A 26,094-nucleotide genomic window follows, 5' to 3' on the forward strand; every position below is an offset into this window, starting at 1 on the left:
GCGCGTCGCATGACGCCACGCGGCCCACTCCAAGGAGAGCGCACTGATGAACGCGAATCCGACGCCCCGTTCGGGGCAACACGTGCCGACGGTCAAGCTGCTGATCGACGGCGCCTTCGTCGAGTCGACCACGAGCGAGTGGCGCGACATCGTCAACCCGGCAACGCAGCAGGTGCTTGCACGCGTGCCTTTCGCAACCGTCGCGGAAGTCGACGCGGCCGTGCAGGCCGCGCACACCGCGTATGCGACGTGGAAGAACACGCCGATTTCCGCTCGCATGCGCATCATGCTGAAGTTCCAGGATCTCGTGCGCGCGAACCAGCAGCGGATCGCGAAGACGCTGACGGCCGAGCAGGGCAAGACGATTCCCGACGCCGAAGGCGACATCTTCCGCGGTCTGGAAGTGGTCGAGCACGCGTGTTCGATCGGCACGCTGCAGCTTGGCGAATTCGCGGAGAACGTCGCGGGCGGCGTCGACACGTATACGCTGCGCCAGCCGCTCGGCGTGTGCGCGGGCATTACGCCGTTCAACTTCCCCGCAATGATTCCGCTGTGGATGTTCCCGATGGCGATCGTGTGCGGCAACACGTTCGTGCTGAAACCGTCGGAGCAGGACCCGCTGTCGACGATGGAACTCGTCGAACTCGCGATCGAAGCCGGTGTGCCGAAGGGCGTGCTGAATGTCGTGCACGGCGGCAAGGAAGTCGTCGACGCGATCTGCACGCATCCGCTCGTGAAGGCGATCTCGTTCGTCGGCTCGACGGCCGTCGGCACGCACGTGTACAACCTCGGCAGCCAGCACGGCAAGCGCGTGCAGTCGATGATGGGCGCGAAGAATCACGCGGTGGTGCTGCCCGACGCGAACCGCGAGCAGTCGATCAACGCGCTCGTCGGCGCGGGCTTCGGCGCGGCCGGCCAGCGCTGCATGGCGACGTCCGTTGCGGTGCTGGTGGGCAGCGCGCGCGACTGGCTGCCCGACATCGTCGCAAAAGCGAAGACGCTCAAGGTCAACGCCGGCTCGGAACCGGGCACGGACGTCGGGCCGGTCGTGTCGCGCGGTGCGAAGGCGCGCATCCTGTCGTTGATCGAAGCCGGCGTGAAGGAAGGCGCCAAGCTCGAACTCGACGGCCGCGACGTGAAGGTCGCCGGCTACGAGGAAGGCAACTTCATCGGGCCGACGATTTTCTCCGGCGTGACGCCCGAGATGACCGTCTACACGCACGAAATCTTCGGGCCGGTGCTGGTCTTGATGGAAGTCGACACGCTCGACGACGCGATCGCGCTGGTCAATGCGAACCCGATGGGCAACGGCGTGGGCATCTTCACGCAGAGCGGCGCGGCCGCGCGCAAGTTCCAGAGCGAGATCGACGTCGGCCAGGTCGGCATCAACATCCCGATTCCGGTGCCGGTGCCGTTCTTCAGCTTCACCGGTTCGCGCGGCTCGAAGCTCGGCGATCTCGGCCCGTACGGCAAGCAGGTCGTGCAGTTCTATACGCAGACGAAGACGGTGACCGCACGCTGGTTCGACGACGACGCCACGGCCGCGCCGGTGAACACGACGATCCGGCTGCATTGAGCCGCGCAGGAGACGAACATGCAAATCGGATTTATCGGGTTGGGCCACATGGGTGCGCCGATGGCGCTCAACCTGCTGAAGGCCGGCCATGACGTGCATGCGTTCGACCTGAGCGCCGATGCATTGCGCGCGCTGCAGGACGCCGGCGCGCAGGTGGCTGCGTCGCCGCGCGACGCGGCGACGGGCGCGGCGTTCGTGATCACGATGCTGCCGGCCGCGCCGCACGTGCGCTCGGTGCTCGCCGGCGAGAACGGCGTGCTGGCCGGCCTCGGCGCGGGCGCAACCGTCATCGATTCGAGCACGATCGACCCGGCGAGCGCGCAGGCGTTCGGCGCGCTCGTGCGCGAGCACGGCGGCGCGTTCGTCGATGCGCCGGTGTCGGGCGGCACGGGCGGCGCCGCTGCCGGCACGCTGACGTTCATGGTCGGCGGCAGCGATGCGGATTTCGAGCGCGTGAAGCCCGTGCTCGCAGGGATGGGCAAGAACATCGTCCACTGTGGCGCGACGGGGATGGGGCAGGTCGCGAAGGTCTGCAACAACCTCGTGCTCGGCATTTCGATGGCGGCCGTGTCGGAAGCGATGTCGCTCGGCGTCGCGCTCGGCATCGACCCGAAGGTGCTTGCCGGCATCGTCAACACGTCGACGGGCCGCTGCTGGAGTTCCGACACCTACAACCCGTATCCGGGCGTGATCGACACCGCGCCGTCGTCGCGCGGTTACAGCGGCGGCTTCGGCACCGACCTGATGCTGAAGGATCTCGGTCTCGCGAACGATGCGGCGAAGCAGGCGCGCCAGCCCGTCTATCTCGGCGCGCTCGCGCAGCAGCTGTACCAGACCATGAGCAGCCGCGGCGACGGGCAGCTCGATTTCTCGGCGGTGATACGCCTGTACCAACCGGCCACGAAGAAGGACGCGTGATGATCGAACTGGACTACGTCGACGACGGCGCGATCGCGTGCGCGACGCTCAAGCGTCCGCCCGCGAACGCCTTTACCGCCGACGGGCTGCAGCAACTGCAGGCAACCGTCGCCGAACTGAATGCGGACCCGCGCGTGCGCGCGCTGGTGATCACCGGCGACGGCCCGAAGTTCTTCAGCGCGGGCGCCGACCTGAACACGTTCGCCGACGGCGACCGTGCGGTTGCGCGCGCGATGGCCGCGCGTTTCGGCGCGGCGTTCGAGGCGCTGCACGATGCGCGCGTCGTGACGATCGCGGCGATCAACGGCTATGCGATGGGCGGCGGCCTCGAATGCGCGCTCGCTTGCGATCTGCGGATCGCCGAGACGCACGCGCAAATGGCGCTGCCCGAGCCGTCGGTCGGCCTGCTGCCTTGCGGCCTCGGCACGCAGACGCTGCCCTGGCTCGTTGGCGAAGGCTGGGCGAAGAAAATCATCCTCGCCGGTACGCGCGTCGATGCGGCCACCGCGCTGCGGATCGGCCTCGTCGAGGACGTGGTCGAAAGCGGCGCCGCACGGGACGCGGCGCTGGCGCTCGCGCGCAAGGTCGCGCGGCAGAGCCCGCATGCGGTTGCGTACAGCAAGGAACTGATCGGGCTCGCACGCCGCGGCGTGCCGCGCAGCGCGGCGCTGGCGGTCGAGCGCGAGCGCTTCGTCGACCTGTTCGACACGCGCGATCCGCGCGAAGGGGTGGCCGCGTTTCTCGGCAAACGCGCGCCGCAATGGCACACCGACGGGGAGCCGCAACGATGAGCACGCCGGTCACGACTCAACCCGGCTTCGCGCAGCCGGCACCGGAGGTGCTGTTCCGCGTGGTCAATCGCGTCGCGATCATCACGCTGAACCGGCCGACCGCGCTCAACGCGTTGTCGTATCCGATGATCGGTGAGCTGGCCATGCTCGTCGAGCGGTGCCGGCACGACGAACAAATCGTCGCGGTCGTGCTGCGCGGTGCGGGGGAGAAGGGCTTCTGCGCGGGCGGCGACGTGCGCGCGCTCTACAAGATGGTCGCGCAGCGCGAGACGTGGCTGCCGTTCTTCGTCGACGAATATCGGCTCGACCATGCGATCCATACGTTTACGAAGCCCGTCGTCGCGCTGATGGACGGCGTGACGATGGGCGGCGGAATGGGTCTTGCGCAAGGCGCGGCGCTGCGCGTCGCGACCGAGCGCAGCAAGATTGCCATGCCGGAGACGCGCATCGGTCTCGTGCCCGACGTCGGCGCGACGCATTTCCTGTCGCGCATGCCGGTCGAACTCGAGTTGTACGTCGGGCTGACGGGCGCGATGCTGTCCGGCGCCGATGCGCTGAGCGCGAAGCTTGCGGATCTGTGCGTGCCGTCGTCGTGGCTCGACACGTTCGAGACGCGCATCGAGCGCGTCAAATGGGACGGCGACGTGCTGGCGGCGCTGCGCAAGGTGTTCGAGCCGCCGTGCAACGTCGTGCCGCATGCGGCGCTCGACAGCCAGATGGCGTGGATCGTCCGTCACTTCGACAAGCGCTCGACCATCGAGCGGATCGTCGCGACGCTGAAGCACGATCTCGCGCGCGACGAACTGCCGCGCGAACATCGCCAATGGCTGCAGGCGACGCTCGACGCGCTCACCGGCCATTCGCCGACGATGCTGAGCGTGACGCGCGAAGCGTTGCTGCGCGGCCGCCAGATGACGCTCGCGGAGTCGTTCCGGATGGAGCTCGGCATCGTCGCGCGTGCGATCGAGGAGGGCGACTTCTGCGAGGGCGTGCGTGCGCATCTCGTCGACAAGGACCGCAAGCCGCGCTGGGCGCCCGCGTCGCTCGTCGAAGTGCGCGCCGAACGCGTGCGGCATTTCCTGACGTCGCCGTGGAAGCTGTTCGCGCATCCGCTCGCCGATCTCGGCGCGGCGTGATCCCCGTGTGAGGGTTCGACGCGCCCGTGCGGCGCGTCGGCTTCAACCCGCCTTCTTGAGGTTGGCGGGCTCCGGGCGCTCGATCATCGGCGGCACCGCCTGCACCAGCGCGTCGATCACGCAGCGCGTCTTGCGCGGCAGGTAGCGCGTTTTCGGCCAGATCGCGTGAATGTCGCCTTCGCAAACGAAGCAGCGATCGAGCACGACGACCATCTCGCCGCGCTTCACGTACTGATCGAGCAGCCAGCTTGGCAGCCATGCGATGCCGAACCCCGAAGCGCCGGCCGCGGCGATCGCCTGCACGTCGTCGAAGCTCAGCTGGTGCGGCATGTCGATGTGCACGGACGAGCCGTCCGGCGCACGCAGATACCACGGCTGCACGACGCCCGAGCGCGAATACGCGACCGTGCGATGGTTGCGCAGATCGTCGAGCGATTGCGGCATGCCGTAGCGCGCGAGATACGACGGCGCCGCGCCGAGGCTCCCGTACTGCGTGCCGAGTCGCCGCACCGCGAGGCTCGTGCTGTCCGCGAGCGGGCCGATCCGCACCGCGAGATCGATGCCTTCCTCGACGAGGTCGACAAACCGGTCGGTGATTGATACGTCGATCCGAAGATGCGGGTAGGTGCGTGCGAGATCGAGCACGATCGGCGTCACGCAGTGATGCCCGAACGCGAGCGGCACGCTCAGCCGCAGCTTGCCGCGCGCTTCGTTGCGGCCGCAATCGAGATCGGCTTCGGCGGCTTCCAGTTCCGCCAGCGCGCGCACGCACCGGTCGTAGTACGCCTGGCCGTCGTCGGTCAGGCTCTGGCTGCGGGTCGTGCGCTGCAGCAGCCGCGCGCCCAGCCGCTTCTCGAGCCGCGCGATTGCCTTGCCGACCGCCGAGCGCGTCATGTCGAGCCGCTCCGCGGCCAGCGCGAAACTGCCGGATTCCACTACCTGGACGAAGGTCGTCACGCCGTCGAGTCTGTCGGTCATAGCGGGTTGCGTTGATTGCGTCCTGTGATTCCCCAGTTCCGGGATGCGGACGCGTCAATGGGGATCGGAACTCTCACTATAGTACCGATTCCCGCCCAGCGCGTCGCCGGCCTTCAGGCCGGCCGCCCGCGGCGACTTCCTTCTACCTGGAGGCGCACGGCCGTTGCGGGCCGCCGCGCAAAACGCATGACGCTATCCGATTCCCGCAGGAACGCGGTCGCGCTCGCGGCCGTCTGTCTCACGTCGCTGATGTTCGGCCTTGAAATCTCGAGCGTGCCGGTGATCCTGCCGACGCTCGAACACGTACTGCATGGCGACTTCAACGGCATGCAGTGGATCATGAACGCGTACACGATCGCCTGCACGACGGTGCTGATGGCGGCCGGCACGCTCGCGGATCGTTTCGGCCGCAAGCGCGTGTACGTGATCGGCACCGGGCTGTTCGGCGCGACGTCGCTGTTGTGCGGGCTCGCACCGAACGTGCCGGTGCTGGTCGCGGGGCGCCTGCTGCAAGGCGCGAGTGGCGGCGCGATGCTGATCTGCCAGATCGCGGTGCTGTCGCATCAGTTCCGCGAAGGTCGCGAGCGCGGCCGAGCATTCGGAATCTGGGGGATCGTGTTCGGGATCGGCCTCGGCTTCGGGCCGATCGTCGGCGGCGCGATCGTCGCGCTCGCGAGCTGGCCGTGGGTGTTCCTCGTTCACGCGCCGCTCGCAGCCGTCGCGCTCGTGCTGATCCGCGGTGCCGTGCAGGAATCGCGCGACCCGCATGCGGGAACGCTCGACGTGGCCGGTATCGTCACGCTGTCGCTCGCGGTGCTCGGCCTCGCGTTCTACATCACCCAAAGCGCGGAGCTCGGGCTCGCGAGCGCAGCCGGGCTCGGCGTGCTGGGTGCGACCGTGCTCGCGCTAGTCGCGTTCTTCGTCGCTGAACGCATGAGCGCGCGGCCGATGTTCGACTTCTCCGTGTTCCGGATCCGCGCGTTCACCGGCGCAATCTTCGGCTCGATGGGGATGAACTTCAGTTTCTGGCCGTTCATGATCTACTTGCCGATCTTGTTCCAGTTCGCGCTCGGCTACGACAGCGTGACGGCTGGCCTCGCGTTGCTCGCGTACACGTTGCCGACGCTCGCCGCGCCGCCGTTCGGCGAACGGCTCGCATTGCGTTACGGGCCCGGCGTCGTGATACCCGGCGGGCTGTTCACGATCGCGGCCGGCTTCGTGCTGATGCGTATCGGCAGCGGCATCGACCACGCGAGCTGGGTCACGATGCTGCCCGGCTGCGTGATCGCCGGGATCGGGCTCGGACTCACGAATACGCCGGTCACCAACACGACGACGGGCGCGGTGCCGGCTTCGCGGGCCGGGATGGCGTCAGGCATCGACATGAGCGCGCGGATGATCTCGCTCGCGCTGAACATCGCGACGATGGGCTTCGTGCTGGTGGCCGGGATCGTCGCGAGCCTGAAGGCCGGGATGGCGGGCGCGATCGATGCCGGGACGCTGCACATGCTGGCGCAGCAGATCGCGTCGGGCCGCACCGACGGACTGCATGCGATCGCACCGGCGCTCGCTCGGGCCGACCCGGCTGGCGCGGCGCTGCACGCGGCGCTCGTGCACGGCTTCGGGTGGGTGATGGTGTACGGCGCGGCCGGCGCGACCATGCTCGCGACCGCGAGCGCGGTGGCGTTCGCGCCGGCGAGGCGCAGGGCGACGGTGTGTGAATGACGCGTGCGATGCTAACGCCGCGCGGCCGCAATCGCCATCATCGGCCGCTCGCGTTCTTCTTCGAAGGCGGGCATCGCGGCGAGCTGTTCCGGTGTCGGCACCCATTCGTTCAGATGCATGAGCGTGAAGCACCGAGCGGTTCAGGCGGCTGTAGCCTGCGAAGAAAGCGGGATCGTCGTAGATGTTCCGCGTCATGCTGCGTGCCTGGCGTTCGTACGAATGCGGCGCGTGTGCCGCGCGGCCGGCTCCGCGAGCTTACGCGCCGTCGTCGCGAGTATCGATCCTGCGTTGCGTGTCCGCATCGACGATCGCGCGGATCGCGCCGAACAGCGGCGCCGCGTCGGTGTAGCGCCGGCCGTAGCCGAGATTGAACGCGTAGTCGAAATCCGGCGGATTGCTCCCCTGGTTGTGCTGCATGATCGTCTCCAGCTTGTCGAGTGCCTTCGCTGCGCGTGCTTCCGGGGAGACTGCCGCTTCATATTCGTCCCACAGTGCGACGATCTCGTCGCGCAGCGCGCGATCGAGTCCGGCTGTCAGCGTCAGCAAGTCGTCGCGTTCGTGTGTGCTCTTGTCAGGATGCGCGGCCTGCTCGATCGCGGGGATGTCGCCGTGCAGCGCTTCGCCGAGATCGTGCACGACGCAGAGCTTCAGCAGCTTCGTCGTGTCGACGTCGGGTAGCGCATCGGCAAACACGAGTGCCATCAGGCATAGCCGCCAGCTGTGTTCGGCCGTGCTTTCAGCGCGCCCGGCCGACGTATGGCCACTGCGAAGCACGTCTTTCAGGCGTTCGGCGTCGCGCAGGAAATCGAGCCGCGCGTGAATCGTATCGAGGTTCATGGCAGGGAAGGGCGTGAATCGAGCACTCAAGCGTACGCCGCGCCGATGCGATGCGTCCACGCATGAAATATGCGCGTCGCGCTTGCGCCCGGCGACTGGCGCATGTGCTACAGCGTTTCGACGAGTCGCGCGGCGGAGCCGTCCGACAGCATCATCCGCGTCCAGCGGCAGGTGCTGCCGCGGATCGGCACGATGCGCGACGCATTGGCGCCGGTCGCGAATTCGACGCTCGGCGGTCCCGCGCAATCGCGCCAGCCGAGCGGGTCGAGCGCGGCTTCCATGCGGACGATTTCCGGCGACGCGTACCGCCAGAGCGACGTGCCGAGCAACGTCGCTAGCGGCCGCGAGAACTCGGCGGCGCGCGATGGCGAACTGGCGAGCAGACGGTGCGTGAGATCGCATACGAGATGCATGCGTGACGGGCTGCTCTCGATCAGCCGGGCGAGCGCGCGATCGCCCGCTGAATCGAGACGCGCGGCAAGCAGCCGTTCGGCCATCGCGCGCTCGTCGTCGGACATCTGCTGGATGCCGGCCTCCCAGCGCGAGATCGTCGATTGCGCAACGCCGAACAACTCGGCCGCGTGACTCTGCTTCATGCGATGCAGCGTGCGCCAACGCTTGAGTTGCGGGCCGAGCGGCGGAGTATGAAGCGGTGACGCGCACATGTTCGTGTTCCGTTCGGGATGCGGGCCGCGCGGGCGCCGCGTTGCGACATGGGTGAATGGGGCCGTCATTCCCGGAATGGCAGGATCACGGCGAACTTGATGCCGGGCGTCCCGATTCGGCCGGGTTGTTTTCGCCGAGCTTTCAACCGGCTCCACCGTATCTTATTATTCGGCGAACGCGGCGTGCGCCGGCCGCCATTGCTGATGTGAAGGCATGACGCGCCGGCCGGCATTCCCGCCTTCCGGCTTTCGCATCGCACGATGCGCAGTCGGCACGACAGGAGACGCGTGGCCAGCGCGTATCCCGAAAACGATACGAGGGCGCCATGGTAAGACTGGTCTTGCTGTTGCTGGGCATCGAATATCTGCGAACGCGCTGGCGCGGGCTGACCGTGCTCGGGTGGCTGTGGATCGCCGCGGGCGTCGGCATCTTCGTCGATGCGCTCGACGGTGCGCTGCATTTTCCGATCGAACTGTTCGCGTGGCTGTTCCTGATCGAGGGGCTCGCGACGCTCGCGGTGGCCGGCAGCGGCGTCGGCGGCCAGCGCGTCCTGCGTTACGTGAAGGGCGTCGCGGCCGTGGTTGCCGCCGCGCTCGTGTTCGCGGGCCATCATCACGGCCACTTCCTGCTGTCGATGATCTTCGGCACGCTGTTCTTCGTCGACGGGTTGCTGCAATGCACGTCTGCGTGGATGGTGCGTTACCGCCGCTGGAACGTCGCATTCGCGTGGGGCGTCGTCGAGATCCTACTCGCGATCTTCTTCTATCAGCCGTATCCGACCCACTATGCGGGGACCGTGCCGTACTGCCTTGGCCTGCTGCTGACGTTCGGCGGGATGCACATGCTCAGCCTGGCGGCGCGCGTGCGGCGGCTGACGCGCAATCCGGCGTTCGTCACGTCGCCGGCACCGTCGATCGTGCCCGACATCGACGCGATGCCCGACGTCCCGCGCTTCACGCAGTCGGAATGGGACGGCCCGCCGGCCGACCATGAGCGTGCGCTGACCGTGCACGTGTGGACGCCGACCGGCACGTCGAAGGCCGAAGCGCAACGCTATCCGGTGATCGACCGTTACATCGCGGCGGTGGACATCAACGGCGTGATTTCCACCGGCCACGCGGCGCTGGAGTCGCCGGAGGGCATATACATCAGCCTGTACCCGGCCGTCGAGATCGATCGTTCTCCGGACGAATTTACGCGGATCCTGCGCGCGACGCGCGAAAACGACGTGCCGGGCCTGTTTCAGCCCGACTACGAGACCGAGTCGAGCGCGTGGTGCCCGTCCACCGTGCGCGTGCGGATTCGCAACTACGATCCGGCGAAGCTCGCGGCATTCTGGGCGTCATATCGGCAGAACGTCACGTACAACCTCACGCACCGCAACTGCTCGAGCACCGTCTCGAATGCGCTGGAAGCCGCGCTCGACGGCGCGGTATGGCGACTCAAGGGCGAACGGGCCGGCTGGGGCGCGTTCGTGCGGCTGCTGCTCACGCCCGAGTTGTGGGTCGCCGCGCAGATCCGCAAGCGTGCGGTGACGATGGCGTGGACGCCCGGGCTCACGCTGGACTATGCGCGCGCGCTCAGCATGCTGGCCGATCCGCGGCCGTTTGCGTGGTGGAAGGTGGCGCGCTCGGCCGTGCGGGCTATCGTGGCGTCGCGCCGCGCGTGGCGCGAGCAGGACAGCGCGGCGCTGTCGCCCGGTGGATCGGAAGGGGCGTCGTCGAAATGATCGCGCGGCCCCGGACGGCGGCCCGGCGCGACATCGCGGCGTCGCTGTTGTGTGCCGGCGCGCGGCGATGACGAATGCCGCGCTGCGGAAAATTGCCCGTAAGCCTTCATATTCGTGCCACGTTGCGTCGGCAACAATCGTGGGCAGACATTCGATAATCTTGCGGCGCATCCCGTGACCGCAAGCCTTTTCCGAGGAAACGCCATGCTCAAGACGCTCGCCCGCGCCGCGGCCGTAATCGCCGTCGCATCCGCCTCGCTGCACGCCGTTGCGCAGACCGGCTACGACTATTTGTTGCTCGCTGCCTCGTGGGAGCCCGGCTTTTGCGCATCGCACGACACGCCGGAGTGTACGAACCTTGCCGGCACGTATGCGGCGACGAGCCTGTCGCTGCACGGCCTGTGGCCGAACCGTTACGATGGCAACCAGCCGTTCTATTGCGGCGTGCCGCAAAGCGACGTCGATCTCGACAACGCGCATCAGTGGTGCAGCATGGACGCCTATCCGGTCAGCAGCTCGACGCGCAGCACGCTGTCGACATATATGCCCGGCGTCGCGTCGTGTCTCGACAAGCACGAGTGGTTCAAGCACGGCACCTGCTCGAATTCGGCGTCGCCGGATGCGTACTGGAGCGACGCGACCGGGATGATCAGCCGGCTCGGCAACACGTCGTTCAATGCGTTCCTGCAGGCGAATGCGGGCAAGACGGTGACGCGCAACCAGCTGCTGTCCGCGTTCGAAGGCGCGTTCGGCAGCAGTACGCGCAGCGCGGTGTCGCTGAAGTGCACGAAGACGAACGGCGTCAGCTACTTCACCGAAGCGTGGATCGCGGTTAAGACGAACGCGACCGCGCAGTTCCCCAGTGCGGCGTCGCTCGTGACGGACGGCAATACGCAAGGCACCTGTCCGACGACGGGCGTGTTCATCGCGAAGTAACGCGCGACGTTGTGCGCGCAGTGTCGGAGAATGCACCGGCCGGATGGGGACCGGCCGGCCGCGGTGTGTCGGCGTTGCCCGTTTCTATGCGAGCAGCTGCAACGCATCGTCGAGCGACAGCACCGTCGTGCGGGTCTCGAACGCCGTCGCGAACAGATGTTCGTGCACCACTTGGTCGGGGTCGTAGCAGCAGTCCTTTACCGTAAACAACCGGAAATCCGCGTCGCTCGCATGCGCGACGGATGACAGCACGACGCCGGTCGATGCGATCCCGACCAGGATCAGCGTATCGATACCCTTCGCGACGAGCCGCGGCTGCAGGTCGGTGCGACAGAACACGCTCGCGCGATGGGCGGCGATCAGCGGCTCGTGATCCAGCCGGCCGAGCTCCGGGCACGGGCCGTCGTTGACGAACAGGCCGAGCTGCTTGATGCCCTGGCCGTTCTTGTTGCGCGGGCTGACTTCGGGGTAGCCGGGGCTGAAGTGCAAATTCGCGAAGTAGACCTGGACGCCACCGGTCCGCGCTGCATCGCACAGCTTGCGCGTGTTGGCGAGCAGGGTGGGAGCGACCGACGGAAAGAGACCGAGAATGTCGGTCTGGTAGTGCATCACGATCAGCGCGGTTTGCGCCGGTACGATCGATGGAATCGGCGCGGGCGCGCCACTGCCGGTGGCTGCGTGGTGGGGCGTTGCGGGGTTTGAAGCGTGTTCGGGTTGCATGACTGACGCTCTCCCAAGAGTCACTTCGGTGGTCACTTCAAGGTGTTTGGAAAATCGACCGCTACGGATGCGTCGGCGCTCGTTTGAGCGCCGGCGTCGGCGCGCTCCTGAAATATAAACTGACGGGGAACCTTTCTTCGGGACAGACTGTGCGGGTTGGGGGCGCGCCGCCTGGGGCGAGCGAGTTTGGCCAGGAAGGGACACTGGGCCCTATGCCAGCATCGTTGACAATCGCAGCAAAAAAGCGCCTAAAGCAACTGGGGTTCACGACCAATCGAAGATAGGTTGATTGTTCGAATCAAGATTGACGTCTCCGTCATGCATTTCCACAATCTCTTTTGCCTATTTTGACGGAGTGAGAATTGCAAATGGATCAGCCCCAAGCTTGCATGGTCGCCGCCGATGCAGCACCCCGTACGAAACCTTCAAACTACCCTGAGCCGTTTGCCTCGCGCATGACGGGACGGGAGAAGAAACCTCTTGGCGATCCGTTCGGTTTGGAGCAGTTTGGTGTGAACTTGACGACATTGAGCCCCGGCGCGGTGTCTGCTCTACACCATCGGCACTCGAAACAGGATGAGTGGGTGTATGTCCTCAGCGGCGAGGTCACCCTCTACGTCGGTGACGAAAGCTACCTCATGCGACCTGGAATGTGCGCCGGGTTTCGCGCGAATGGCATGGCGCACCATCTACAAAACAACTCGGCAGCCGATGCCACGATCATCGAGGTCGGCAGCAGGGTATCTGGCGACGCAGTAAGCTATGCAACGGACGATCTCGTTGCTGTGATGGGTTCAAACGGCCAGTGGGGTTTCCAGCACAAGAACGGTGAACCCTACTAATTTCAACGTCTGCTTTGGAGGGAGCTGAACGCCACCGATGGGTCGCGTGCCGCCGCTCGCCGAAAGGCAGACGTCGGCCAAGGAGGGACGTTGGACACTGACCCACGAATCGTCGACAATCGCGCGTAGCGGCCCGGATTGGCTACGTTACATCATACCTGCCGGTTAGCGTCACATTTGTCAATGAAGCAGACGACCGTTGAAAAAAACCGATCCCGTGCGCATGGAAGAGAATGGTTTGCTGCAAGCCACTTCTATGTTTGGCTGGGCGCCGCTGCGATTATTTATTTTAGTGACCAGCTTGATCGGTTGTTTGGTCTATGGATTCTGCTTGTTCCCTTGATGGCGATTCCTGTTCTAGTCGCGATAAGCATCTTCGTCGGGGGATTCATCGCCATCCTTTTGGCTCGCCGATGGAGAAGGTTGTTCTCGGTGTTCACCGCACCGTTGATGGCCATCGGACTGCTTATGGCCGCCCGTCAATTTGGGATCAATCCAGACTGGATCCGATTTCAAGTGATGCGTGCTCACTATTCGGACCTTGCACGCAATCTCCCAGGACCGTCACCAAGATATGGCGAGTGGAGTTGGGGAGGCACGGGGGGGGCGACCGGAGCGAACATCTTCTATACCCTGGTCTATGACGAAGCGGACAAGCCTCTCGAGCGAGCTACGAAGCAGGGACGCGAAGGGGCAGAATTTTCTGCACGCTCGTATGGTCATCACTTCTTTCTGGTAACAGAGCTCTATCAATAACAATCGGTATTCGAAGTCTCGCCCTTGCGTGTCAATCATTACTTCGAAACCGCCCCCGCACTGACGGCCCTGTCAAATCATCGGGTCATCGGGTTTGGGAAGCCCAATTCGAATGTCCGCCGTTGACCAGAACCAAAGACCGATTCGGGTTGGGGAAGTCGCCGGTCGCGTGTCGGAGAGCGGCGACCGGCTGAGTTCGGCCAGAATCAGCCGTTCGACAACGAAATCTGAATCGTCGACAATGCAAGCCCACACCACAGCCGCCGAGCCCGAGCCGAACGCCGGCCTTTCGTCACGGAGAGCTGTGGGATCTGCTGTCCTGGCTGGTCCCGCAGGCGATACGGCTCAACAACGACGGACTCGCGCAGTTCAAGCGCTTGTGCACGCGTTTCGCGATGTCCGCTCCCGACGCTGGGCGCCGCTTCGACGCGCTGGTCTCCTTGTCGACCAAGCGGGTTCGCCGCTGGATGCCCGGGAAGCCTGCTTCTGCATTTGTACAGGGGCTCGAGATACGAATCACGGTCGACGAGCAAAGATTCGCCCAGTTCAGCCTCGACGGGCTGGGCAGGGTAATGGACCGGATCTTTGCCTGCCACGTGCCGATCACCGGCTTCGTACAGATAGTGCTGCTGTCGGCCATTACGGGCGCAACCCTGCGGTGCGGTGAGCCGTGCCCAGGCGCCCAGCCCCTCGCCTGATAAATAGATTGCGCTTTCGGTGAAAAATAATTGAAAGGTGCTTTCGAGCATCTTTCGCCGTGTCGGAATTTGTCCTAGAGTATCGGGGCCTCGGATCGGCGGTCTGCCGGGGCAGAACCTGAGACGAGAAGAAGGAACAAGAATGAGTTTCGCCCCGAATGGCGGTATTCCGAGCGGATTCGGAGGGAATTCGTTGGGCTCACTGAGTGCGCTCGGCGGCCTTGCCGGTCCAATTGCGTCCACAGTGGCCGGTCAAATCGGCCCGCTTGCTGGCGTCGCCGGCCATCTCGACACCGTACAGCGCGCGGTGCAATTGGCGCAGACCGGTTTCTCGCTGATGAACAAGACGCCCGCTGCGATTGCGGATGCGCTCAACAATGCAACGGGCGGCGTCGCTCGTCTGACGCAACTGAACCGGTATGTGACGATCGAATCTCCGCTCGGGCCCGACGTTTTATTGGTCGGTGCTGCGGTCATCGACGAATACGTCAATCGCCTGCCGGAAATTCATCTCGATTTGCTGTCGCATCAGCATGATCTCACGCCGGATCATCTGATCGGCCAGCCAATCAAGCTGCGGCTCGATCACGATGCGCGGCAATCGACACTCGAACGCATCGTAATGTCCGGAGGTGCCGAAAATAACCGCTATTTCGACGGGTATGTCGCGTCCTTCGATCGCGCCGGCAATCCGGGGCGCGTAACGCAGTACCACATGACCGTGGTGCCCTGGTTCTGGTTCCTGACGCGCTCGACCGATTGTCGAATTTTCCAGAACAAGACTTCGCGTGAAATCCTCGGCGAGATTTTCCAGGATCACGGGTTCACCGACTTCGAGTTCGACATCCGGACCGCCCAGAAACCCCTCGAGTACATCGTGATGTACCAGGAGTCGTATTACAATTTTTGCGCGCGATTGATGGAGCAGGAAGGGCTGATCCGGACGCACCGCTACGAGAAGGACAAACACATTCTCGTGATCGGCGATACCAACTTCGTGTTTCGCCCAATCGACGGCCTGACAACTGTGCCGTATGCGGACAGTGAAGCCAGCGAGTTCAATGGAATCGATCAACTGCACGAAGGCCGGCGTTTCGGCGTCGGCAAGGTCACGTTCCAGGATTTCAATCATCAGAACCCGTCGTCCCCCCTGATGCTCGTACAGGCTGAGCCGCAGACGTTGCGACACGCGCGGCTCGATGCAACGGAGCGTTTCGAGCACCAGTCGCTGTATGACCACGGTGACGACGGCAATCGCTACGCGCGCATCGCGATGCAGGCCGAGGAAGCTCAGGCGCATCGATATACCGGTGGCGGCTATGCATGGAGAATGACCACCGCCGGCAGTGTGACGGTAGCCAATCATCCCGTGATGGCAAACAATCAGGAATACGCGATCCTGCATGTGCGGCACGAAGCGGTGAACGACTACACGCAACATGCCGCGAAGATGCCGTACCGCAACTCGTTCGCGCTTCTGCCGAAAAAAATTCCGTACCGCGCGCCGCGTAACACGCCGAAGCCGGTCATCCATGGAACTCAGTCGGCGATTGTAGTCGGTCCGAAAGGCGAGCAAATCCATACGAACGGCAGTTGCGTGAAGCTGCACTTCCTGTGGGATCGTCGCGGGCAGATGGATGGGTCTGACTCGATGTGGATTCGTGTGTCCCAGCCATGGGCGGGTGCGGGGTGGGGTGCAGCTGCGATTCCGCGGATCGGGCAGGAAGTTCTGGTCTCGTTCAATCAGGGCGATCCTGATAACCCGGTGATTGTGGGGCGTGTGTTCAACGGTGAGCAAGGCAATCCTTACCACGGTGCGGCTGGCCAGACGATGGGGATCAAGAGCCAGACGCACAAAGGGCAGGGCTCGAACGAGTTGCGGTTTTCCGACGTGAACGGTGCTCAGGAAGTCTTTCTGCATGCTCAGAAGGATATGAAGACCGTGATCAAGGATTCCGAAACGCATACTGTGGAAGCGGGCGCACGCACTGTTTCATTGCTCAAGGGCAGCGAAACCAAGCAGATCGCGCAGGGCGGGCTGACCGAAACCATCGCGCTGACGCGCGACACCACCGCGAACGTGATCAACACGAAGGCGATCGCGAGCAAGGCTGGCCCCGGGATGCAGAGTCACCAGGCCAGCGACGGCATGGAGTTTCGTGTCGGCGAAAGCATCGTGACGATGACGCCGGACGGCATAAAGCTGGCGCACGGACCGTCGACGATCCTCATGAACGCGAACGGAATCTATCTCGACGCACCGGTCATCCACCTGAACCAGGGCAGTGCCCAGGCCCCCGAACAGGCACTTGCGCTGCAGTGGGCCGCTGCGCAGGCAATGATCGCCGAAGGACTCGCGAGTTCCGATCCGGCGACACGTGCGGCAGCGGCGAAATACGCGAGCTCGCTCAAGGCGCAGCAAATGGCGAAGCTCGCCGATCACGTCTACCACCCGAACGATCCGCCACCCACGGGATGGAAGGTGGCCACCAACGATCCGGAGGCGCTGAAGGCGTTCGGCCTCAAGCCCGACAACTTCCATATCGACGGCAGCAACTTCGGTTCGCAAATGTATGTGCCCGACCCGAAGGTTTTCGGCGACAGCATGAAGCCAACCATCGCATTCAAGGGCACACAGAGCCTCGCGCCGTGGGGCGACGATATGAGCAACAACATGGCGCAAGGACTCGGCGATGAATCTCCGTACTACCGGAAAGCCGTGACCATCGGTAGTCGCCTCGAACAGTCGGGCGCGGCGTCAGGCGTCGATTTCACCGGACACTCGTTAGGCGGCGGGATGGCTTCTGCCGCAGCGGAGGCGAGCGGTGGTTCGGCCGTCACGTTCAATGCGGCCGGCCTCAATCCCGAAACGGTCGCGCAGTACGGCGGGACGGTTCAACCGACCAGCATTACGGCCTATCGCGTCGACGGTGACATATTGACCGGGCTCCAGGAAGGTCGGCTCGGGCCGATCAGTGATGGTACTGCTCAACTCATGCCCAAAGCGGTGGGCACCCCGGTTACGCTCGATGGCCAGAGCATCACCACTGTTGGGCGCCACATGATGGGAGACGTGACGACCGGGATGAACCAGCAAGTCGCGAAGGACGAGCTGGATCTGGTTTCACAACTGAATTCCTCACACTGATATGCAATTCAAGAAAGCGATAACTGCCGGCACGGTTGCGGCACTCATTGGAGTGACCTCGCCGCTCTGGTGGCCCACTCAAGCGCAAGGGACGAACATGGCTGGCTTCAAACGATACGCACCGGAAGACTTCTTTTCGGGGCAGCAGCTCACGTTGGCTCAGGCCATTCATGACGGCGATCTTGCCCGCGTTCAGCAGCTCGCGCCGAAGACCGACCTGAATGCCCCGGGCGCGAAGAATACGACTCTTTTGTCGTATGCCGTGCAGGAGATCGTCCCGGTCAAGAACGATGCTGCAAACCCGCGCTACCAGATTATTGCGACGCTTCTCAAGAACGGCGCAGATCCCAAGGCGCCGGTCGGCGCTAGCGGTGGGACGGTCGTCTATGCCGCGCTGCACGCCGACACGCCGAACTTGCTTCGCGTGCTGCTGGACGGTGGTCTCGATCCCAACTGGCGACCTAGCGGCGATACGCCGATGATTTTCGAAGTCGCGGAAAACAAACTCCTGCCACAACTGAAGCTGTTGGTCGAACACAAGGCGAACGTGAACCTTCGCGACTCACTCGGCGCGACAGCCATCTTCGATGCGACGTCGCTCCAACAGTGGGATGCAGTCGATTATCTGCTCGCGCACGGCGCTGACCCGAAGGTGGCCAACCAGCTGGGCGTTTCGTACGGCTGGGTACTGCAGAACACGATGGAAAAGCACACGGCGCCCGATTCCCCGGCGCGTGCGCGCGTCGAAGCAATCCGCCGCAGGATCGTCGCGGCTGGCGCGCCGTGGCCGCCGATCGATCCGAAGGCGCAACGAATGGCCATGCGTGCGCGCGGCGAAAAAGTCGTGACACCCGCGGGCCAGACAGATTGAACTTGCGTTTCAGCCGGGACGCCGTCGGTGCGCTGCCGAGCAGAGAGCGTTGCCGAGGCATACCGACGGACCCTGACATCTTCCGACTTCCACGTTTCACGAGATCTTCCGCATGAACGATTCCGACAACCGCATCCGGATTCACGAAGGCAGCATAGTCCTGCCGGATGGCTTCGAGGATCGTACGACCAATCTATTCGTTCCCACCGACCTCGCGACGCAGCCGAACCTCAGCATCGCGCGTGACTGGCTCAAGGACGGCGAAACCCTGGCACCCTACATCGACCGCCAGCTGGCGATGCTCAAGTCGCGTTTGCAAGGCCATCGGCTGATCTCACGCCAAGCCGAACGTCTTGGGCCAGAGGTGGACGCCATGCCCGGTGAGCGCATTGACACGGCGTACCGTAATGGCGCAAAGATGGTCTTTCAACGGCAAGCGGCGTTTATCGTGGCGCCCGGTCGTGTACTGATTTTCACGGCATCGAGTGCGAAGAGCTTCGGCGAATCGTTCGATGCCCTCTGGCGGAATTGGCTCGAGGGTTACCTGCCAGCCGAGCCGGAAACAGCATAACAACTAGAAAGGGCCGAAGAATGTACGAAGCCGCACGCGTCACTGACCCGATCGAGCACACCAGTGCGCTCACGGGCTTTCTCGTCGGCGCTGTCCTGGGAATCGCGCTCATCGCCGCCGTCGCATTCGCTACGTTCACATGCGGTTTCGGTGTCGCGCTGCTCGCCGGCATGGCGGCTGGGATCGGCGCGCAGGTGCTGCTTTCATTAGGAGAGGCGGTTGGCCGGATGTTCAGCTCGCCGTCCGGCAACATCGTCACTGGCTCGTCGGACGTCTATGTGAACGGGAAGCCGGCCGCCTATGCAACGCTAAGCGGCGTGGCATGCACCAAGCACAATCCCATACCTCTGGTCGCGCAGGGCTCGACGAACATCTTCATCAACGGTCGGCCCGCCGCACGCAAGGACGACAAAACCACTTGCGGCGCCACGATCGGCGACGGCTCGCACGACACATTCTTCCACGGCGGCACGCAGACGTATCTCCCCGTCGCCGATGAGGTGCCGCCGTGGCTTCGGACCGCAACGGATTGGGCGTTTGCTCTGGCAGGGCTGGTAGGCGGCCTAGGCGGACTGCTGAGGCAGGCCGGCGGCCTGTCGCGGGCAGTGCTACCGTGCGCAGCCAAATTCATCGGCGGTTATGTGTTGGGCGAAGCAGTGGGGCGCTACGTAGCCGGTCCCGCGATCAACAAGGCGATCGGCGGGATGTTCGGCAACCCGGTCGACGTCACGACCGGGCGTAAGATTCTGTTGGCCGAATCAGAAACCGACTACGTGATCCCAAGCCCGATGCCGGTCGCGATTAAGCGATTCTATTCGAGCAGCCTCGACTACGTGGGCTCGCTCGGCCGCGGCTGGGTCCTGCCGTGGGAGCTTCGACTCCAGGCGCGAGACGGACGCCTCTGGTACACCGACGCTCAGGGGCGAGAAAGCGGATTTCCATTGCTGCGTGCGGGGCAGGCGGCATTCAGCGAGGCCGACCAGCTCTACTTGGTCTGCGCACCCGACGGCCGCTACATCCTGCGCGACGTCGGCGAGACATATTTCGACTTCGGCCGATACGATCCGGATTCCAGCCGCATCGCCTGGGTGCGCCGCATCGAGGATCAGGCAGGGCAGTGGTACCAGTTCGAGCGAGACAGCCGTGGCCGCGTCACCGAAATCCAGACGTGCGGCGGCCTGCAGGCTGCGCTCGATTATGAACCGGAGCACGGCCGCCTTGGCGTGGTCACACTCGTTCACGGTGACGAGCGCCGGGTTGCTGTCACCTACGGGTACGACCAAAACGGCCAACTAGCCTCTGTGACGGATGCAAACGGAGCAATCGTGCGCCGATTCAGGTATGCCGACGGCCTGATGACGAGTCATTCCAATGCGCTGGGCTTCACGTCGAGCTACGTGTGGTCAATGATCGAAGGACAGCAGCGCGTCGTCGAGACGAACACCAGCGAGGGTGAACACTGGACCTTCGAGTACGACGTCAACGGTCGGCAAACTCGCGTTCGGCTTGCCGACGGCCGTACCACGCATTGGCGCTTCGACGCTGCGTTTCAGATCGTCGAGTACACCGACCTCGACGGTGGCTTCTATCGGGTCAAGTACAACGATGCGGGTATGCCGACGATGCTCATGCTGCCGGGCGAGCGGACGGTCCAGTTCGAATACGACGACGCCGGCCGGATCGTCGCGGAAACCGATCCGCTCGGGCGCACGACGCGTACCCGCTATGACGGCAACAGCATGCGGCCCGTGGAGATCATCGGGGCTGATGGGGGCGCCTGGCGTGCCGAATACGATCCGCAAGGTCGGCTGCTGTCGACTCAGGACCCGCTGGGCCGTGAGAATCGTTACGAATATCCCAAAGGATTGACCGCGCTGCCGACGGTGCACGTCGATGCGCGGGGTGGCCGCAAAACGCTGGAGTGGAACCGCCTTGGCGAGCTGGTCGGCTACACGGACTGCTCGGGCAAAACAACGCGTACGTTCTTCGATGCGTTCGGCCTTCCGCTCGCACGCGAGAACGCGCTCGGGCAGCGCATCTCTTATGACGTGCGTCCAACCGGTGAGCCCCGTCGGATCACCTATCCCGACGGCAGTACGGAAACTTTCGAATACGATGCGGCCGGGCTCGTCGTGCAACACGTCGGACTCGGTGGCCGGATTCAACAATCGCTGCGCAATGCACGGGGGCAGCTTGTCGAGGCAATTGATCCGGCTGGCCGACGGACCCGCTTCCGTTACGATCCCGACGGGCGGCTTCGGGAGCTACAGCAGGGACACGCGCGCTACGCCTTCACGTATAGCGCCGGCGGTCGACTTGCGACCGAAACACGTCCCGATGGCGTCGAACGGCGGTTCGGGTACGGCGAAGCCGGAGAACTGGTCGCGCTGGACATCGTCGGCGCGCCGGACAGCGGTACAACCTCGAATCGACCGATCCGCACCGTCCGATTCGAGCGTGATCGGATGGGGAATCTGAAGGTCCAGCACACGCCGACCGAAGTGACCCGCTACGGGCGTGACAAGGGAGATCGGCTGCTGAAGGTGGAGCGCACCCCGACGGCCATGGGCGTCGCACTCGGCATTACGCCGGATACCGTTGAGTTTGAGTACGACAAGGCCGGCCGCCTTGTTGCCGAGCATGGTGCAAACGGAACCGTTCAGTACACGCTGGACGACCTGGACAACGTGATGACGCTCGAATTGCCGCACGAGCAGACGCTGCAGATGCTGCGCTACGGCTCAGGCCACGTGCATCAAATCCGTTGCGGCGATCAGATAGTCAGCGACTTCGAGCGCGACGACCTGCATCGCGAGCTGACACGTACGCAAGGGCGGCTGATTCAGCGTTCTGCGTATGACCCGCTTGGCCGAAAGGTCTGGCAGTCCGCCGGTTTCCAGCCCGAGGCGCTGGGCCGCGGGCGCGGCCATTTGTGGCGTAGCTACGGGTACGATGCCGCCGGCGAACTGATCGAAACGAGTGACAACCTGCGCGGCAGCACGCAGTACAACTACGACCCGGCTGGACGGCTGACTCGACGCGTGAACATGTTGGACCGACAGCTAGAGGAGTTCGCGTGGGATGCCGCCGGTAACATGCTCGACGATGTGCAGCGCAGAAGCCGCGGATATGTCGAAGGCAACCGTCTGCGAATGTGGCAGGATCTGCGGTTCGAATACGATGCATTCGGCAATCTGGTGGCCAAGATGCGGGGCGCGAACCGGACGCAGCGCTTTACGTACGACGGGCAGGATCGGTTGATCGCGGTGCGCACGCAGGACGCGCGCGGTGTTGTGGAATCGCGCTTCGCTTACGATCCTCTCGGTCGGCGCATCGCGAAGTCCGATACGTTTTTCGACATCCGCGGCGTGAAGCAGCGCACCGAGACGAAGCGGTTCGTATGGGAGGGGCTGAGACTTGTGCAGGAGGTCCGCGAAACCGGGGTGAGCAGCTATGTTTACAGCCCTGGCGAGCCGTACTCGCCCGCCGCGCGCGTCGACGCGGTGCTGGCGGAGGCACTTGCGGCCGCAGCGATCGACACCGCGAAGCGTACTTCCCGGATCTACCACTTCCATACCGACCTAGTGGGGGCGCCGCTGGAAATGACCGACGAGTCGGGCGAGTTGACATGGGCCGGGCAATATTCGGCCTGGGGCAAGGTCGAGCCGGGGAGTCGGCAATCGACTACGGCCCGGACCGACCAGCCCCTGCGCTATGCCGGACAATATGCCGATGACAGCACCGGACTTCACTACAACACGTTCCGGTACTACGATCCGGATGTTGGGCGGTTCATCAATCATGATCCGATCGGGCTGCTGGGCGGCGAAAATCTGTACGCATATGCCGCGAACCCGTTGACCCTGGTCGATCCGATGGGGTGGTGCTCGACGAAGCTCGGGAACAATATGGGCGCGCGTTCTGGTGATGGTATGGCGAACCATCACTTGATTCCCGAAGAGCTCATGAAGCATCCCGACTATGCAGCCATGTTCAATCGGTTGCGCGGTATGGGTTTCGATGGTGATGGCGCTTCCAATGGCATATTCCTGCCCGGTAGCTCGAAGCTAGCGCAAACGCTCGAGCTACCCGGACACTGGTCGAACCATGGCCAGTACACTGCGGCCATTGAAACCGAGCTAAAGAAGTTGAACCAACAATTCCTTGCCGGCCGTCTCAGCGATACGCAACTTGCGCTTGGTGTAGGGCGCATTCAAAATATGGCGCGCGAGGGCTTGGAGTCCGGTAAATATGCGATTGATGCAATAACGGGAAGGTTACTTTAATGAATGCACGTTTCTACGTCGTTAAATATCGCGCCGGAGAGGCAGGTTGCCCGCCGTATCTGTCCGGTGAATTGAATCGCGGAGAATGGGAATGGCCTATGTATGTGGCCGATCCATTTGGCATCGAAGTAAAGCACGACTATGTTTTCACGTTGTCTGATCCGTCGGTCCAGATTGATTTTGACTTCTACGGCGCGCAAACGAATTATGTGTCGAAGGAGTTTCTGGGTGTATGTGACAGAATGGGGGTTCGTTATCGCGCAATTCCCATAAACATTGTCAGGGACGCGAAGCCTGTCAGCCAAAAAGTTTACTCCATATTTTTACCGGGCGATCACGAATCACTGCTTGATCGCCAAAAATCAGAATATTTGGAAGACCGCGATTTGGAAACAAAGGAGATTGCTGAAAATAATTTATACCCGGGAACTCCAATGTACAGCTGGATAAAGCAGTTTGTTCCGCGTGAAGATTGTTCCGCTGTTTTGTTCAGGTGCACCGAAACAATGGAGCTGGTTTGCAATCGTGACTTTAAGGCCGAGGTGGAGCGCTGCGCGTTGAAAGGTATCGACTTCGTACCAATCGATGAAAGCTACTCTTACGACCCCTGGGGTGAGGCGCCCTAAACGAACGTATGGGTCGAAAAGCGGCTGCCGAACCAGGAAGAGACACTCACAGTTGCGCCTCCAAAGCGGACGAATGGTCCGCGCGGTGTCGCTGCGAAGACAAGCGTATCCGCCAAGATACGCGCAAGGAATGACCGCCTGCGGAAAAAAATAGATTGTGTCGAAGTGAAGTCCTGTCACGGCCGAACTTCATTGAATATGCGAGTTACCTCTCGCGCTTTGGACGAGACACTGTTTCTCGCAACGCTCACGGATCCATCCTTCCGCGGCGAGGCGGGAGCGTCGACTTGTGTGGTATGACCGATTTCTGCCTTTTTCGCGAAATGGCGAAGGCACGAACTGGGTGGGACGGCGCGAAGGGTTTGTCCGCGGCGCGCGTCCCGACCGTCAAGCGGCATGCATTGCGCCGCTCGCGAGTACCGGTCCGGTAGGTTGACCGTGCGGCGCGCCGCCGCGAGGCTCGAGCGACACTGCCAGCACCGCCCGCGGATCGAGTTGCGCGATGATCGCTTGCGGCAACGGCATCGAAGTCGGCGCGTTCGACGCGAATACGCCGAGCGAGATCGGCTTCGCATTCGGCGGAATCAGCCACAGTTCGGTGGAGCGATCCGCGGCAACGGGCGGCGTGTTGGCGGGCACCACGACCATCCGCGCGCGCCGCAGGTCGACCGTGGCGGTCCATTGCGCGACGCCATCCGGGCGTGCCAGCGTAGCGGCCATGTACTTGCTGCCCTCGGCAGTCGGGCGGGGCGGTGCTTCGTCCACCCGGATCACGTTGACCGCTAGCAGGCCAAGCGCCGCCGCGCTCGCTCCAATGCCGACCCAGCGCCAAAGCCGCACGCTGTTCCACCACCCGCCGGCCGGCGCGGCGCCCCGAGCGAGCGGCGCCGCGGCGAAGCCAAGGTCGTGCTGAATTCGCGTCCAGATTCGCGCGGGCGGGTCGACGGGCGTGATGTCGTCCGCGAGCGGGGCGAAGCGGCGCTGCCACCGCTCGAGCGTGGCTTGCAACGCCGGGTCGCGAGCGGCGGACTGCTCCAGCGCTCGGCGTGCGTCCGCGTCGAGCACGCCGAGGGCGTATTCTGCGCAGCGCAATTCGGGATCGTGATCGGCCGGCGTATTCATTGCTCCAGGCATATCTTCAGCTGCATCAGGCTGCGCCGGATCCAGCTCTTCATTGTTCCGAGGGGCACGCGCAGCCGCGCTGCCAGCTCGCTGTAGGTCGCACCGCTGAAAAAGGCCTCGCGCACCGCGCGGCACTGCTGCGGATCGAGTTGTGACAGGCAGCGCTCGAGACGTCGGCGCTCCTGCGTTGCCTCCGCCAGCGCGGCGGGCGTCGGATTCTCGTCGGGAAGCTCCAGCACCTGTTCGTCGTCGAGCTGGGCGTCGCGATGCTGCCGCAAACGGTCGATCGTCCTGTTGCGAGCCAGCGTGATGAGCCACGTCATCGCGCCGCCGCGCGCCGGATCGAACGTATCGATGCGTCGCCACGCCATCGTGTAGACCTCCTGGAGGAGATCCTCGGCTTCCCCGTGATCGTGAAGCATGCGTACGATCGTCCCGAATACGCGCGACGCGCTCAGCCGATATAACTCCGCGAAAGCCGCCTGGTCTCCGCCGGCTGCACGAGCCATCAGCCGATTCAGATGCTCACGGCGCGCGACATCCACAGCGGCATCCCGCGAAGGGGTTGACTGGTCGAGGCCACTGGAATCGCTCGGCGTGTCGCTCATGCGTTGTGGAGGGCGCGTCGCGCCACGGTGTGAATGTCGGGCCAAATATAGCATTGTCGGATGCATCCGATTGAACGATCTGCGCGCGCCAGTTGCTTGTGATGCCCGGCGACGCTCGATGCGAGCTTCCGAGCCAAATACGAGCGTCGCGCGTATTGGGATGCATACCGTCGGCAACGTGCAGCAGACGTGCGGGACCGCCGGCGGTTGAGTGCCACAATTTGCGCGTTTCGTGTCAGGACGGCCAATCGATGAGGCGAGGCATCGCGGGCAGGCCGCTGCTGACAGCCTGCGTGATCGTCGTGGTCACTGCAGTCCTGCCGGCCGGATGTGCAAGCTTCGCCGGGCGACGATCTTGACCGCTACGTCGGCAGTGGGTGCGAGTTCGCGCGATATGAAAACCGTGTCGCGCGCGGGCGCGACGGCGTTACGACCTTTGCCGAACAGGTTGGCGCGCAGCGAAGCAGATGTTCAAAGTGGGACATCTGACGGTTGTGCCATCGTCGTTGAAACTTACGATGTTGAGGAACACGAAGGTCGAGCCGTTTGTAGTT

At 63.9% G+C, this 26,094-nt stretch carries 21 protein-coding genes; 15 read left to right on the forward strand and 6 right to left on the reverse strand.

Annotation, left to right across the window (positions count from 1 at the left end; all coding sequences use genetic code 11):
- Nucleotides 1-46: 46 nt before the first annotated feature.
- Genes KDW55_RS14375 through KDW55_RS14390 form a run of 4 tightly spaced genes read left to right on the forward strand, consistent with a single transcriptional unit; the run spans nucleotide 47 to nucleotide 4,421 of the window.
- Nucleotides 47-1,576, forward strand: a complete 1,530-nt coding sequence (locus tag KDW55_RS14375; RefSeq protein WP_212160355.1) for a CoA-acylating methylmalonate-semialdehyde dehydrogenase — start codon at nucleotides 47-49, stop codon at nucleotides 1,574-1,576.
- An 18-nt stretch (nucleotides 1,577-1,594) separates the two neighbouring features.
- Nucleotides 1,595-2,494, forward strand: coding sequence for a 3-hydroxyisobutyrate dehydrogenase (mmsB, locus tag KDW55_RS14380; protein WP_212160354.1), 900 nt, complete (start codon nucleotides 1,595-1,597; stop codon nucleotides 2,492-2,494).
- Nucleotides 2,494-3,285: an enoyl-CoA hydratase gene (locus KDW55_RS14385; protein ID WP_059544437.1), complete on the forward strand. Its 792-nt coding sequence runs from the start codon at nucleotides 2,494-2,496 to the stop codon at nucleotides 3,283-3,285. Before mmsB ends, KDW55_RS14385 begins: the two co-directional genes overlap by 1 nt.
- A complete protein-coding gene (locus KDW55_RS14390; RefSeq protein ID WP_059544435.1) occupies nucleotides 3,282-4,421 on the forward strand; it encodes an enoyl-CoA hydratase/isomerase family protein in 1,140 nt (379 codons plus the stop codon). The genes KDW55_RS14385 and KDW55_RS14390 overlap by 4 nt, the downstream gene beginning before the upstream one ends.
- Before the next feature lie 42 nt (nucleotides 4,422-4,463).
- Here the strand turns inward: KDW55_RS14390 and KDW55_RS14395 are convergent, their stop codons facing one another.
- A complete protein-coding gene (locus tag KDW55_RS14395) occupies nucleotides 4,464-5,399 on the reverse strand; it encodes a LysR family transcriptional regulator (protein ID WP_059544434.1) in 936 nt (311 codons plus the stop codon).
- A gap of 186 nt (nucleotides 5,400-5,585) precedes the next feature.
- Between KDW55_RS14395 and KDW55_RS14400 the strand changes: the two genes are divergently transcribed.
- A complete protein-coding gene (locus KDW55_RS14400) occupies nucleotides 5,586-7,124 on the forward strand; it encodes an MFS transporter (RefSeq protein WP_212160353.1) in 1,539 nt (512 codons plus the stop codon).
- Nucleotides 7,125-7,379: 255 nt separating this feature from the next.
- Here the strand turns inward: KDW55_RS14400 and KDW55_RS14410 are convergent, their stop codons facing one another.
- Both KDW55_RS14410 and KDW55_RS14415 read right to left on the reverse strand, forming a co-directional pair.
- Nucleotides 7,380-7,961, reverse strand: a complete 582-nt coding sequence (locus KDW55_RS14410; protein WP_059544430.1) for an HD domain-containing protein — start codon at nucleotides 7,959-7,961, stop codon at nucleotides 7,380-7,382.
- Between the two features lie 107 nt (nucleotides 7,962-8,068).
- Nucleotides 8,069-8,626 (reverse strand): helix-turn-helix transcriptional regulator, encoded by a 558-nt coding sequence (locus KDW55_RS14415; RefSeq protein ID WP_209825415.1) that lies wholly within the window; start codon nucleotides 8,624-8,626, stop codon nucleotides 8,069-8,071.
- A 326-nt stretch (nucleotides 8,627-8,952) separates the two neighbouring features.
- Between KDW55_RS14415 and KDW55_RS14420 the strand changes: the two genes are divergently transcribed.
- Complete coding sequence (locus tag KDW55_RS14420; RefSeq protein WP_212160350.1) at nucleotides 8,953-10,356, forward strand: DUF308 domain-containing protein; 1,404 nt, start codon at nucleotides 8,953-8,955, stop codon at nucleotides 10,354-10,356.
- 204 nt (nucleotides 10,357-10,560) lie between these two features.
- Nucleotides 10,561-11,292: a ribonuclease T2 gene (locus tag KDW55_RS14425; RefSeq protein ID WP_212160349.1), complete on the forward strand. Its 732-nt coding sequence runs from the start codon at nucleotides 10,561-10,563 to the stop codon at nucleotides 11,290-11,292.
- Between the two features lie 84 nt (nucleotides 11,293-11,376).
- Here the strand turns inward: KDW55_RS14425 and KDW55_RS14430 are convergent, their stop codons facing one another.
- Complete coding sequence (locus tag KDW55_RS14430) at nucleotides 11,377-12,012, reverse strand: isochorismatase family cysteine hydrolase (protein WP_059544425.1); 636 nt, start codon at nucleotides 12,010-12,012, stop codon at nucleotides 11,377-11,379.
- Nucleotides 12,013-12,380: 368 nt separating this feature from the next.
- Between KDW55_RS14430 and KDW55_RS14435 the strand changes: the two genes are divergently transcribed.
- The 8 genes from KDW55_RS14435 (at nucleotide 12,381) to KDW55_RS14470 (ending at nucleotide 23,810) form a co-directional block, all read left to right on the forward strand.
- Nucleotides 12,381-12,854 (forward strand): cupin domain-containing protein, encoded by a 474-nt coding sequence (locus KDW55_RS14435; protein ID WP_209825418.1) that lies wholly within the window; start codon nucleotides 12,381-12,383, stop codon nucleotides 12,852-12,854.
- Nucleotides 12,855-13,037: 183 nt separating this feature from the next.
- Nucleotides 13,038-13,610: a hypothetical protein gene (locus tag KDW55_RS14440; RefSeq protein WP_083253093.1), complete on the forward strand. Its 573-nt coding sequence runs from the start codon at nucleotides 13,038-13,040 to the stop codon at nucleotides 13,608-13,610.
- A 314-nt stretch (nucleotides 13,611-13,924) separates the two neighbouring features.
- Nucleotides 13,925-14,308: a type VI secretion system baseplate subunit TssF gene (locus KDW55_RS14445; protein WP_236857859.1), complete on the forward strand. Its 384-nt coding sequence runs from the start codon at nucleotides 13,925-13,927 to the stop codon at nucleotides 14,306-14,308.
- 142 nt (nucleotides 14,309-14,450) lie between these two features.
- The gene (gene tssI, locus KDW55_RS14450; RefSeq protein WP_212197978.1) at nucleotides 14,451-17,456 is read left to right on the forward strand and encodes a type VI secretion system tip protein TssI/VgrG; all 3,006 of its coding nucleotides are present in this window, start codon (nucleotides 14,451-14,453) and stop codon (nucleotides 17,454-17,456) included.
- 1 nt (nucleotide 17,457) lies between these two features.
- The gene (locus KDW55_RS14455) at nucleotides 17,458-18,327 is read left to right on the forward strand and encodes an ankyrin repeat domain-containing protein (protein ID WP_040140604.1); all 870 of its coding nucleotides are present in this window, start codon (nucleotides 17,458-17,460) and stop codon (nucleotides 18,325-18,327) included.
- A gap of 112 nt (nucleotides 18,328-18,439) precedes the next feature.
- Entirely contained in the window at nucleotides 18,440-18,898 is a 459-nt protein-coding gene (locus tag KDW55_RS14460) for a DUF1795 domain-containing protein (RefSeq protein WP_040140602.1), read from the forward strand.
- A gap of 20 nt (nucleotides 18,899-18,918) precedes the next feature.
- The gene (locus KDW55_RS14465; protein WP_212160348.1) at nucleotides 18,919-23,184 is read left to right on the forward strand and encodes an RHS repeat-associated core domain-containing protein; all 4,266 of its coding nucleotides are present in this window, start codon (nucleotides 18,919-18,921) and stop codon (nucleotides 23,182-23,184) included.
- A complete protein-coding gene (locus KDW55_RS14470; RefSeq protein ID WP_069243231.1) occupies nucleotides 23,184-23,810 on the forward strand; it encodes a hypothetical protein in 627 nt (208 codons plus the stop codon). Before KDW55_RS14465 ends, KDW55_RS14470 begins: the two co-directional genes overlap by 1 nt.
- 387 nt (nucleotides 23,811-24,197) lie before the next feature.
- Here the strand turns inward: KDW55_RS14470 and KDW55_RS14475 are convergent, their stop codons facing one another.
- Together KDW55_RS14475 and KDW55_RS14480 are read right to left on the reverse strand one after the other, a co-directional pair.
- Nucleotides 24,198-24,932 (reverse strand): anti-sigma factor, encoded by a 735-nt coding sequence (locus KDW55_RS14475; protein WP_069243230.1) that lies wholly within the window; start codon nucleotides 24,930-24,932, stop codon nucleotides 24,198-24,200.
- Complete coding sequence (locus KDW55_RS14480; RefSeq protein WP_040140594.1) at nucleotides 24,929-25,540, reverse strand: sigma-70 family RNA polymerase sigma factor; 612 nt, start codon at nucleotides 25,538-25,540, stop codon at nucleotides 24,929-24,931. Before KDW55_RS14480 ends, KDW55_RS14475 begins: the two co-directional genes overlap by 4 nt.
- Nucleotides 25,541-26,094 lie beyond the last annotated feature (554 nt).

The organism is Burkholderia sp. AU19243, assembly GCF_018148075.1.
In the GTDB taxonomy this organism is placed as follows: Bacteria; Pseudomonadota; Gammaproteobacteria; order Burkholderiales; family Burkholderiaceae; genus Burkholderia; species Burkholderia latens_A.

Excerpts from the sequence above, each read along its gene's own strand:
- KDW55_RS14400 (WP_212160353.1), top strand. The coding sequence starts at position 5,586 with ATGACGCTATCCGATTCCCGCAGGAACGCGGTCGCGCTCGCGGCCGTC.
- KDW55_RS14435 (WP_209825418.1), top strand. The coding sequence starts at position 12,381 with ATGGATCAGCCCCAAGCTTGCATGGTCGCCGCCGATGCAGCACCCCGT.
- KDW55_RS14385 (WP_059544437.1), top strand. The coding sequence starts at position 2,494 with ATGATCGAACTGGACTACGTCGACGACGGCGCGATCGCGTGCGCGACG.
- KDW55_RS14475 (WP_069243230.1), bottom strand. The coding sequence starts at position 24,932 with ATGAATACGCCGGCCGATCACGATCCCGAATTGCGCTGCGCAGAATAC.
- KDW55_RS14410 (WP_059544430.1), bottom strand. The coding sequence starts at position 7,961 with ATGAACCTCGATACGATTCACGCGCGGCTCGATTTCCTGCGCGACGCC.
- mmsB (WP_212160354.1), top strand. The coding sequence starts at position 1,595 with ATGCAAATCGGATTTATCGGGTTGGGCCACATGGGTGCGCCGATGGCG.
- KDW55_RS14425 (WP_212160349.1), top strand. The coding sequence starts at position 10,561 with ATGCTCAAGACGCTCGCCCGCGCCGCGGCCGTAATCGCCGTCGCATCC.
- KDW55_RS14480 (WP_040140594.1), bottom strand. The coding sequence starts at position 25,540 with ATGAGCGACACGCCGAGCGATTCCAGTGGCCTCGACCAGTCAACCCCT.
- KDW55_RS14470 (WP_069243231.1), top strand. The coding sequence starts at position 23,184 with ATGAATGCACGTTTCTACGTCGTTAAATATCGCGCCGGAGAGGCAGGT.
- KDW55_RS14460 (WP_040140602.1), top strand. The coding sequence starts at position 18,440 with ATGAACGATTCCGACAACCGCATCCGGATTCACGAAGGCAGCATAGTC.
- KDW55_RS14375 (WP_212160355.1), top strand. The coding sequence starts at position 47 with ATGAACGCGAATCCGACGCCCCGTTCGGGGCAACACGTGCCGACGGTC.
- KDW55_RS14465 (WP_212160348.1), top strand. The coding sequence starts at position 18,919 with ATGTACGAAGCCGCACGCGTCACTGACCCGATCGAGCACACCAGTGCG.
- tssI (WP_212197978.1), top strand. The coding sequence starts at position 14,451 with ATGAGTTTCGCCCCGAATGGCGGTATTCCGAGCGGATTCGGAGGGAAT.
- KDW55_RS14395 (WP_059544434.1), bottom strand. The coding sequence starts at position 5,399 with ATGACCGACAGACTCGACGGCGTGACGACCTTCGTCCAGGTAGTGGAA.
- KDW55_RS14440 (WP_083253093.1), top strand. The coding sequence starts at position 13,038 with ATGAAGCAGACGACCGTTGAAAAAAACCGATCCCGTGCGCATGGAAGA.
- KDW55_RS14390 (WP_059544435.1), top strand. The coding sequence starts at position 3,282 with ATGAGCACGCCGGTCACGACTCAACCCGGCTTCGCGCAGCCGGCACCG.
- KDW55_RS14415 (WP_209825415.1), bottom strand. The coding sequence starts at position 8,626 with ATGTGCGCGTCACCGCTTCATACTCCGCCGCTCGGCCCGCAACTCAAG.
- KDW55_RS14455 (WP_040140604.1), top strand. The coding sequence starts at position 17,458 with ATGCAATTCAAGAAAGCGATAACTGCCGGCACGGTTGCGGCACTCATT.
- KDW55_RS14420 (WP_212160350.1), top strand. The coding sequence starts at position 8,953 with ATGGTAAGACTGGTCTTGCTGTTGCTGGGCATCGAATATCTGCGAACG.
- KDW55_RS14430 (WP_059544425.1), bottom strand. The coding sequence starts at position 12,012 with ATGCAACCCGAACACGCTTCAAACCCCGCAACGCCCCACCACGCAGCC.